We start from the raw sequence: 9,398 nt of genomic DNA, 5'->3' as shown, positions 1-9,398 counted from the left end.
CTCACGTTCTGCGTTGTTATTGTGACTGGAGTTCACGACTCCAAACCTGGCCTACCAGATCCTTGCCGAAGCTGTGATGGGGCTCCTCCTCCACCAGTTCGAATCCTGCTTTTTCATAGAGCCGGCGCGCATCGGTCAGTACGCTGTTGGTCCACAGCATCATCTTCCGGTAGCCGACCTGGCGGGCGAACCTGAGGCACTCATCCACCAAGCGGCTGCCGATGCCATGCCCACGGGCAGAGGGGTCGACGTAGAGCAGCCGCAGCTTTGCGGTCGCGTCGTCTTCCCGGACGACGAACACCGACCCAACGACGACCCCATCCTTTTCGGCGATCCAGCACCGCTCCCAGCGCGGATCGAAATTGCGCAGGTACTTGGCAACGATCTCCGCGATCAACGCTTCGTACTCCTCGTTCCAGCCGTACTCCTGCGCGTAGAGGACCGCCTGCCGGTGTACGATCCAGCCCATGTCGCCAGGCTGTGGGTCGCGCAGCAGATAACTCGAGCCGGCTTCTCCGAGCAGCCGCCTGATCCGGTTCATCGCTTCGATCAACTGATGCTGCTCCGGCTCCGTGAGCTGCTTCAGCATGCCGACGACCTCGCGTTGCGAAGCCTCGTCCAGCGGCCGGAATGTCGCCAGTCCCTGATCCGTGAGCTGTAGCTGCGCCGCCCGTCTGTCGGAGGGCGAGGGGGTCTTGGTAATGAGCCCCTGCTTTTCGAAGCCCTTCAGCACCCGGCTCACATAGCCGGCGTTGAGACCAAGCTCGCGGCAGATATCGGCGCTGGTAAGCATCGGCCGGTGCGCCAGCTCGTACAGGATGCGGACTTCCGTCAGCGAGAACTGGCTCTCCAGAAGGTGCTCGTGCAAGACCCCAATCTGCCGCGTGTAGAAACGATTGAAGCTGCGTACGGTCCCGGCCCGCTCGTTTAGGTCTTGTTCTGCGCTCATGGGAGACTCTCTCTTTGCTTGCCTAAAGCAAATAGTTAGTTGCTTTTAGCAAGCATGTCAACAAGTGCAACACTGCCCACCTGTCGAATCCAGCCCCCGCAAGACGACTACCTCGTGCAACGTCAGCACAGGAGGAATCCTCATGTCAGTGCATGATGAAATGTCCCACCCCGTCGTATCCCGCGAAAAATGGCTAACCGCCCGCAAGGAACTGCTGGCAAGGGAAAAGGAGCTCACCCGCCTGCGCGACGACCTGAGCGCCAAACGTCGCGCCTTGCCGTGGGTGAAGATCGAGAAGGAATATGTCTTCGATACGCTCGGTGGCCACATGACGCTCGCCGATCTGTTCGACGGGCGCAGCCAGTTGATCGTCCATCACTTCATGTTCGGCCCCGGTTGGGAAGCGGGCTGCATCGGCTGTTCCTTCGCTGCCGATCATATCGAAGGCACGCTGGTGCATCTCAAGCATCACGATGTGAGCCTGGTACGGGTCTCTCGTGCCCCACTCGCCGAGATCGAGGCCTACCGCCAGCGCATGGGCTGGCGTGCAAAGTGGGTATCTTCATATGGCAGCGACTTCAATTACGACTTCCATGTCTCGTTCCGGCCTGAAGAGATCGCCAAGGGCGAGGTCACCTACAACTACGCCACGAGCAACGTCTCCATTGAGGATCTGAGCGGCCTCAGCGTGTTCTACCGCGACACCAGCGGCGATATCTTCCACACCTATTCGACCTACGGGCGCGGTGATGAACTCGTCGACAGTACCTACATGCTGCTCGACATGACGCCAAAGGGCCGTAACGAAACGGGGCCTCATCACAACCTGATGGACTGGGTGAAACGCCACGACGAGTATGAACCGGCAAGATAAGTCCATCGGCGCTGCGCCCTGTCCGGCCTAATTCCTTCGGGCTGGCCGTAGCGCCACTGTACGGCCGATGACTATGACCAATGACTCTGGCCGGAACACGCCCGGCTTATAGCCACGACACTCCGTCACTGACAGCGAGCGCGCCGCTTATCGAAAGCTTCCCTCGCCTCAGCGCCATTCAATGGAGGTAGGCGACGTGGAACCGGGGAGGATTGGATGATTGCCGTGTTAGTCGTTGCATAGGGAATGATCTCATCGATCAACCGTTCCAAATGCTCGACCGATTCGAGATGAGCACGGGCAATGAAGCAATCGTCGCCTGTAATACGGTCGCACTCCGTGATCTCCGGCAGTTCCTGCAGCAAATCAACGACCCGTTGCAACTGTCCCGGTAGCGGTCGAATACGCAACCATGCTGCAAGTGACAAGCCCAATGCACGCGGACTGATCCTGGCGGTATAGCCCTCGATCACCCCCGCCTCCTCCAAGCGTTTGATCCGCTCAGAAACACTGGGCGGCGACAGACCAACGAGGCGTGCCAGCTCTGCAATACTGGTGCGCGCATCGATAACGAGTGCTTCCAGCAACTGCCGATCCGTTGCATCCGGCACACCGTTTTCATATCGAAGGCGTTTCATGGATTTTACCTTCCAATTTCCATTGATCAGGTGAAAACGTCCTTATTTAACACATGCCATTACCGCTTCCTTTCTTCACATAATAAGAAAAAAGGAGCTGTCATGCCTCCGCCGAATGCCACTCTCAATCGGGTTGCCGAGGTAGTCCCACCCCATGTTTGGTTCGGGGTGAGCGCCGTATTCCATTATCTTGGCCCCGCCTTCGCCGTACTGCTCTTCCCTGCCGTCGGCGTACTCGGCGTGGCCTGGTTCCGGATCGCGACGGCCGCCCTGTTCTTCGCTCCCATCACCCGGCCGTGGCGAACGATCCGAAAGGCCGACCCCCGGACGAGGTGGCTGCTACTGGGGCTCGGCGCCTGCCTGGCGATAATGAACACTTCGTTTTATCTCGCTCTCGACCGTCTACCGATGAGCTTGGTGGCAGCCATGGAGTTCGTCGGCACCATCGCCGTCTCCCTCTATGGCCTGCGCACATGCCGCAACCTGCTGGCACTCAGCCTGGCAGTATTGGGCGTCTTGCTACTGGTCGACTTGAGATGGTCTTCCGATCCTTTGGGCCTGTTCTGGGCCACCCTGAATGGGGCTCTCTTCGTTGTCTATTTAGTGCTTGGACACAAGGCGGCCAGGGAAGGCGCCAGTGGCGGCGTCGAACGTCTGGGAGCAGCCATGGCGATTGCTTTCTTCATTCTCGTGCCAATCGGACTTGTCGAAGCAGCCAAAGCCTTCGGCGTAATTGAGCTGGTGTTGGCGGGTATCGCCGTGGGTATATGCTCCTCCGTCATCCCCTACGTCTCCGACCAACTCGCCATGTCTCGTTTGCCGCGAGCGACTTTTGCCCTCTATCTCGCCATCCTGCCAGCAACAGCCACCGTTATTGCGGCGATCATGCTCGCTCAGATCCCGACCCGACAGGATCTCGCCGGCATCGCGCTGGTCATGGCTGGCGTGGCCCTGCATATGCCTGCCAAAACATCAGGCTGACCGAAGCATTACCCATAACGCCGCCGCACATGGTCGCGATAGCCTCCCGGCGTCAGGCCGGTCACGGCCTTGAAGTCGTGGATGAAATGGGCCTGGTCGAAGTAGCCGGCGGCAAAGGCGGTATCGGTCAGCGAGGTCCTCGCCCCGCCCTGCTTGATCAGCTCGCGGCTGCGGGCGACGCGCAGCAGCCGGGCATAGCGCTTGGGTGAGAGCCCCACATGGCGCTGAAACAGCCGCTCCAGGTGGCGCTGGCCGAAGGGCAGCTCAGCCACCAGCGTGGCGACACTGGCCTGGCCTTGGTAGCGCTCGAGCCAGTCGAGGGATGCCGTCAGAGCCGGCACCTGTGGCGCGGCGTACCGCCGCAGCCGCTGGAGTAGATAGCCCTCCAGCAGCGCAATGCGCCCCGCTGGATCGGGCGTCTCGAGCAGCCGCTCGTGCAGCGCCTCGAGTTCGAGCCGGCGCAGGGCCTCGCCCGGCGTCAGCCCCCCACCGGCCAAGACCGCCAGGGATTCGCCCAGGAACGGCAATGCCATCCCCGGCAGGAAGCGTACGCCCAGCAGCTCGAGCTGGCTCCCCACCGTCAGGCGCGCCGTGCGCCGCTTGGGTCCATCGACCCAGCAGGCGCCGCGCAGCCGCTCGCCGTCGCGCTCCAGCGCGTCACCGAAGTTGAACAGCAGGCCCGCGGCGCCATCCGGGTGCATCAGTTCGATGCCGGCCGGCTCGCTGCCCCCTTGCTCCTGCCTTTTCGCCTGCCAATAGCACTGCACGTAGGCACGCAGCGCTGCACTGGGCGCAAAGCGCTGCAGCACGAGGCCGGTGCCACCTGGTGGGTGCAGTTGGAAAGCGTCGCTCATGTTGGGAGCCCTTCAGTGCAGAGAAAAAAGTACAACGATTCTCAAATTCCGGCGGTACAGTAGAAGCACCCATTTCTCAATTACACATTCATCTTAACGGAGCCTTACATGGAAGGAAGACGAATCCTCGTGGTCGGCGGCGGCGCCGGCGGGCTGGAGCTGGTCACCCGCCTCGGCCGCCGGCTGGGACGACGCGGCAAGGCGGAGATCACGCTGATCGACCGCAACCCCACCCATATCTGGAAGCCGCTGCTGCACGAGGTCGCCACCGGCGCGCTCGACTCCAGCATCGACGAAATCTCCTATCAGAGCCATGCCCAGCTAAACGGCTACCGCTTCCAGCGCGGCACCCTCGAAGGGCTCGACCGCGAAGCCCGCCAACTGCGCCTGGCCCCGGTGCTCGACGACCACGGCGAAGAAGTGTTGCCGGCCCGCAGTCTGGACTATGACTTGCTGGTGCTGGCGCTGGGCAGCGTAAGCAACGACTTCGGCACCCCGGGGGTCGCCGATCACTGCCACTTCCTCGACAGCCCGGCCCAGGCCGAGGCCTTCCGCCACGACATGCTCAATACCTTCCTGCGCTACAGCGACCCCGAGCGGCGAGAGCATCCGCACCTAACGGTGGGCATCGTCGGCGCCGGTGCCACCGGCGTAGAACTCTCGGCGGAGCTCTATGACGCCTCACGTATGCTGCACAGCTACGGCTTCACCGAAATGGACAGCCGCCAACTGGAGGTCCATCTGATCGAAGCGGCACCCGACGTGCTGCCGGCCCTGCCCGAGCGCATTCGCAGCGCTGTGCGTACCGAACTGGAACGCCTCGGCGTAAAGGTGCATACCGGCACCCGGGTGGTACGCGTGGAGGAGAACGCCATCGTCACCGCCGACGAAGAGCGCATCGAAACGGACCTCAACGTCTGGGCCGCCGGCATCAAGGCACCCAACGTACTGTGCGACCTGGGGCTGAGCCTGGATCGTAATCAGCGTATTCAGGTGGAGCCGACCCTGCAGAGCGTCGACGACCCCGACATTTTCGTGCTCGGCGACTGCGCCAGCTGCCCCCAGCCAGACGGCAGCATAGTTCCGCCCCGGGCCCAGGCCGCCCACCAGCAGGCTCAACGGCTGTACAAGAACCTGCTGGCCCGGCTCGAGAACGGCACCCTCAAGCCGTTCCGCTATCGCGACCGCGGCTCGCTCATCTCGCTGGCCCACTTCGAGGCCATCGGCAGCCTGATGCGCGGTGCCTCGGCGCGCAGCCTATTCATCGAGGGGCGCCTGGCCAAGTTCTTCTACGCCTCGCTCTATCGCATGCACCAGCGCGCCATCCACGGCACGGCCAAGACGGCGCTGATCCTGCTCTCGGACGGGCTCAACCGCTTCATCCGCCCGCGCATGAAGCTGCACTGAGGTCGAAAATCTACAATCGAGGCGATAACCGCCGCGCTAGGGTGGGGCTTCCAACTCTCTCGGAGCCCCACTCATGCGCATGAACCACTACTCCGCCAGCCCCGCCGGCCTCAAGGCCATGCTGGATCTGCAGCAACACGTGCACCAGGCGGCAGAAACGGGTGAACTTGGCGACGGCCTGCTTGCGCTGATCTACACGCGCGTCTCGCAGATCAACGGCTGCGCTTACTGCATCGACATGCATACCAAGGACGCACGCAAGGCCGGTGAAACCGAGCAGCGGCTATATGCCCTGAGCGCCTGGCGCGAGACGCCCTTCTATACCCCGCGCGAGCGCGCCGCCCTGGCCTGGGCCGAGGCCAATACCCTGATCGCCGGAAACGGCATCGACACGGCCCTGTACGAGGCCACCCGCGAGCACTTCTCCGAGAAGGGCATGGCCGACCTCACCCTGGCGGTCTGTACCATCAACGCCTGGAACCGGCTGGCGATCAGCTTTGCCGCCGATGTGGGGAGCTATCAGCCCAGCTGAGCGGCCCAGTTGAGCGACATACCGTTCCCATCACCCCGACAGCGCCTTGCGTAGCCCGCCAAAGCGGCGCCGGTACTGAGCCGGCGTCAGCCCCACCTTGCGCCGAAACAGCCGCCCGAAGAAGGCGCCATCCTCGTAGCCCACCGCCTCGGCAATGGCATCCACGGGAATGGTCTCGGTCTCCAGCATCTGCTTGGCTTCTTCCAGGCGCAGCGTATGCACGTACTCCATCGGCGTCAGGCCTGTGGCCTTCCTGAAACGGCGGTGGAAGCTGCGCTCACTCAGCCCGGAAACCTCGATCAACGAGGCTACCGGTGAGGGCTCGTCGTAGTGTTCGGCCACCCAGGTCTGACAGCGGGCGATGACGGCATCCTCGGCCTGGCGGGTGCGGGCGAGCATGGCAAAGGGAAGCTGGCCGGCGGCATGCCAGTCGATCAGGAACAGCTTGGCGAGGTGCATTGCCTCATCGACACTCGCCAGGCGGGCGACGAGATAGAGCGCCAGGTCGCTCCAGGAGGTGCCACCCCCGGCCATGACCAGGCGGCTGCCGATGCCGCCGATCACCAGGGCTCTATGTGGATGCACCCGCACGTCCGGATAGCGACCCAGCACGTCGCAGTAGGCCCAGTGGGTAGTGGCGTCCTCGCCCCGCAGCAGCCCCGACTCCGCCAACAGCAGGGCGCCCGAGCAGGCGGTCGCCAGAATGGACCCCTCGGCATGGCAGCGCTTGAGCCACGCGACTTCCTCGCCGTAACGCCCTTCGAGCACCGCTTCAGGCGGCAGCATGATCTCGGGGATACACACCACGTCAGGTACCCAGTCCAGGCCAGCGTCGGGAACGATGCGCACGCCATTGGCGATGGTCAATTCACGCTTGCCGGTGCGAGCAACCACCTGCGGCACGAACAGCGACTCACCGGCCTTGCCCTCGATCAGAGCGGGCCAGTCGCGTCCCGCCGAGGCAAAGACATCGAAAACCCCATAGAGGGTGGAAGCCGCCACTTCGGGAATCGCCAGCAGCGCGATGGTAGGTTTGTGCGTCGACATGGCGGAAACCGCCGGTTTTTGTCCGTAGGGACTTCAGTGTAACCCAACCGTGAGCGCCACAATGGAATCTCCGCAGCACCAACGACGCCCTAACGAATCACTAACAACAACTCAGGAGACACCCCATGACAGCCCAAGCACAAGCCCAAGCTCCCGCCGCTATCGACGCCTCCCGCGTCGCCGGCTTCGAGAGCCGCTTCGTCACCGCACTCAACGAAGCCGCCATGCTGCAGCTGATCTCCCTGGCCCATCGCAGCGGCCTGCTCGCCCATCTGGCCGACGGCGAGCCGGTGACCAGTCGCGAGCTTGCCGCCAAGACCAAGCTCAACGAGCGCTACGTGCGCGAGTGGCTGGGCGGCGCCACGGTCGCTGCCCTGGTCGAGCATGACCCGCAGACCCTGACCTATCGCCTGCCGCCCGAGCACGCCACGCTGCTGACCGACAGTGGCGAAGCCAATCTCGCCGTATTCGCCCAGTACCTGCCCTTAATGGGCCAGGTGGAGGACGACGTGCTGGAATGCTTCCATCACGGCGGCGGCGTGCCCTACACCCGCTACACCCGTTTCCACGAGGTCATGGCCGAGGACAGCGGCCAGACCGTACTACCCGTGCTGTTCGACGCCATTCTGCCCCTGGCGCCGGAACTCCCGGCTAGGCTGGAGCGGGGCGTCGACGTGCTCGATCTCGGCTGCGGTCGCGGCCTGGCGCTGATGAAACTCGCCGAACGCTTCCCCGCCAGCCGCTTTACCGGCTACGACCTCTCCCGCGAGGCCATCGGCTGGGCGACAGAGCGTGCCGCGCGGCGGGGGCTAAGCAACCTGCGCTTCGAGGAGCGCGACCTCAGCGACTTCGACCTCACGGCGCCGGCCCAGCGCTACGACCTGGTCACGACCTTCGATGCCATTCACGACCAGGCTCACCCGCTGAATCTGCTCAAGGGAGTTCGTCGCACCCTGCGTCAGGATGGTGTCTACCTGGCCCAGGACATTCACGCCTCGAGCCATCACCACGGCGACCGCGACCACCCGATGGGGACGCTGCTCTATACCCTGTCGATCATGCACTGCATGAGTGTCTCCCTCGCCCAGGGCGGCGAGGGGCTGGGTACCATGTGGGGCCAGGAGAAGGCGCGGGAATATTTCGGCAAGGCCGGCTTCGGCAGCATTGAGGTTCACCAGCTGCCCCACGACATCCAGAACGACTACTGGGTGCTCAGGCCATGAGCCGACCGTCGACGATCAGGCTCGGCTCAGGCTTCCAGACTCACCGCCTGCCCGGTCACTACGATGCCGCCTGACAGGGGGATGTCCACCTGCAGGCGGCTGGGGCGGCCCATCGTCTCGCCCTGAACGATGATCAGCTGAGCGGGCGCCTGGAGCAGACCGGCATCGCGCAGGTAACCGCCCAGTGCCGCGGCCGCCGCGCCGGTGGCAGGGTCTTCCACTACGCCTCCCACCGGGAACGGGTCGCGGGCGTGGAACCGCTCCTCGCTCTCACGCCACACCAGTTGCAGCGTGGTCAGGCCCTCACGCAGCATCAGCGCCTTGAGCCCTTCGAAGTCGTACTCGAGCCGCTCGAGGCGTGCGCGCTCCTTGCACGCCAGCACCAAATGCCAGGCCCCGGCGTATGCCCGCGCGGGGGTTATCTCGAGATCAAGCTCCTCGGCTTGCCAGCCAAGCAGCTCGCGCACCTCCTCGACCAGCTCGGGCTCGGCGGGGCGAAACTCCGGCGTCACCGACACCAACGAGGCCTGCCACTCCCCTTCCACCTGATTGACGGTGACCATCACCTCACCCACCGCCGTATCCAGCATGTAGGTGCCCGCTCCGCTCAGCCGGCCCATCTGCACGCCGCCGGCCACCGTGGCATGGCCGCAAAAGCTCACCTCCGCTTCGGGGCTGTAGTAGCGCACCGTGCGCCGCTCCCCCTCGGCCGGGGCAATGAAGGCAGTTTCGGAATAGCCCACCTCGGCGGCGATACGCTGCATCTCCGCCGGCTCGGGCAGCGCCTCGCCCAACCACACCCCGGCGGGGTTGCCGCCGCTCGGGTCATCGGTAAAGGCCGCAAGGCGATAGAGAGTGCCGCTCATGGAAAGCTCCTCGGATCGGGACAAGAA

10 protein-coding genes are annotated in these 9,398 nt (G+C 63.9%); 5 read left to right on the top strand and 5 right to left on the bottom strand.

The annotated features are described in order from the left end of the window. Nucleotides 1-16: 16 nt before the first annotated feature. The gene (locus tag HOP53_RS14720; protein ID WP_234238633.1) at nucleotides 17-949 is read right to left on the bottom strand and encodes a bifunctional helix-turn-helix transcriptional regulator/GNAT family N-acetyltransferase; all 933 of its coding nucleotides are present in this window, start codon (nucleotides 947-949) and stop codon (nucleotides 17-19) included. Between the two features lie 142 nt (nucleotides 950-1,091). Here HOP53_RS14720 and HOP53_RS14715 point away from each other — a divergent pair, with 142 nt between their 5' ends. Then, the gene (locus HOP53_RS14715; RefSeq protein ID WP_086511508.1) at nucleotides 1,092-1,823 is read left to right on the top strand and encodes a DUF899 domain-containing protein; all 732 of its coding nucleotides are present in this window, start codon (nucleotides 1,092-1,094) and stop codon (nucleotides 1,821-1,823) included. 125 nt (nucleotides 1,824-1,948) lie between these two features. On the opposite strand, the gene HOP53_RS14710 is transcribed toward HOP53_RS14715, so the two are convergent. After that, nucleotides 1,949-2,461, bottom strand: coding sequence for an Lrp/AsnC family transcriptional regulator (locus HOP53_RS14710; RefSeq protein WP_234270727.1), 513 nt, complete (start codon nucleotides 2,459-2,461; stop codon nucleotides 1,949-1,951). Between the two features lie 102 nt (nucleotides 2,462-2,563). Here HOP53_RS14710 and HOP53_RS14705 point away from each other — a divergent pair, with 102 nt between their 5' ends. After that, nucleotides 2,564-3,442: an EamA family transporter gene (locus tag HOP53_RS14705; RefSeq protein WP_103968615.1), complete on the top strand. Its 879-nt coding sequence runs from the start codon at nucleotides 2,564-2,566 to the stop codon at nucleotides 3,440-3,442. An 8-nt stretch (nucleotides 3,443-3,450) separates the two neighbouring features. On the opposite strand, the gene HOP53_RS14700 is transcribed toward HOP53_RS14705, so the two are convergent. After that, a complete protein-coding gene (locus HOP53_RS14700) occupies nucleotides 3,451-4,296 on the bottom strand; it encodes a helix-turn-helix transcriptional regulator (protein ID WP_234270726.1) in 846 nt (281 codons plus the stop codon). A 108-nt stretch (nucleotides 4,297-4,404) separates the two neighbouring features. Here HOP53_RS14700 and HOP53_RS14695 point away from each other — a divergent pair, with 108 nt between their 5' ends. Both HOP53_RS14695 and HOP53_RS14690 read left to right on the top strand, forming a co-directional pair. Next, the gene (locus HOP53_RS14695; RefSeq protein WP_234270725.1) at nucleotides 4,405-5,703 is read left to right on the top strand and encodes an NAD(P)/FAD-dependent oxidoreductase; all 1,299 of its coding nucleotides are present in this window, start codon (nucleotides 4,405-4,407) and stop codon (nucleotides 5,701-5,703) included. A gap of 73 nt (nucleotides 5,704-5,776) precedes the next feature. Continuing rightward, complete coding sequence (locus HOP53_RS14690; RefSeq protein ID WP_234270724.1) at nucleotides 5,777-6,235, top strand: carboxymuconolactone decarboxylase family protein; 459 nt, start codon at nucleotides 5,777-5,779, stop codon at nucleotides 6,233-6,235. A gap of 30 nt (nucleotides 6,236-6,265) precedes the next feature. On the opposite strand, the gene HOP53_RS14685 is transcribed toward HOP53_RS14690, so the two are convergent. Next, entirely contained in the window at nucleotides 6,266-7,282 is a 1,017-nt protein-coding gene (locus HOP53_RS14685) for a GlxA family transcriptional regulator (RefSeq protein ID WP_234270723.1), read from the bottom strand. 125 nt (nucleotides 7,283-7,407) lie between these two features. On the opposite strand from HOP53_RS14685, the gene HOP53_RS14680 reads away from it, so the two are divergent. Further along, entirely contained in the window at nucleotides 7,408-8,505 is a 1,098-nt protein-coding gene (locus HOP53_RS14680; RefSeq protein ID WP_234270722.1) for a class I SAM-dependent methyltransferase, read from the top strand. A gap of 26 nt (nucleotides 8,506-8,531) precedes the next feature. On the opposite strand, the gene HOP53_RS14675 is transcribed toward HOP53_RS14680, so the two are convergent. After that, on the bottom strand, nucleotides 8,532-9,371 hold the full coding sequence (locus HOP53_RS14675) for a PhzF family phenazine biosynthesis protein (protein ID WP_234270721.1): 840 nt from the start codon (nucleotides 9,369-9,371) through the stop codon (nucleotides 8,532-8,534). Nucleotides 9,372-9,398 lie beyond the last annotated feature (27 nt).

Origin of the sequence: Billgrantia ethanolica (assembly GCF_021404305.1) — a bacterium.
Lineage (GTDB): Bacteria > Pseudomonadota > Gammaproteobacteria > Pseudomonadales > Halomonadaceae > Halomonas > Halomonas ethanolica.
Note: the sequence above shows the minus strand (reverse complement) of the source record. Positions and strands in the feature narration are given on the sequence as shown.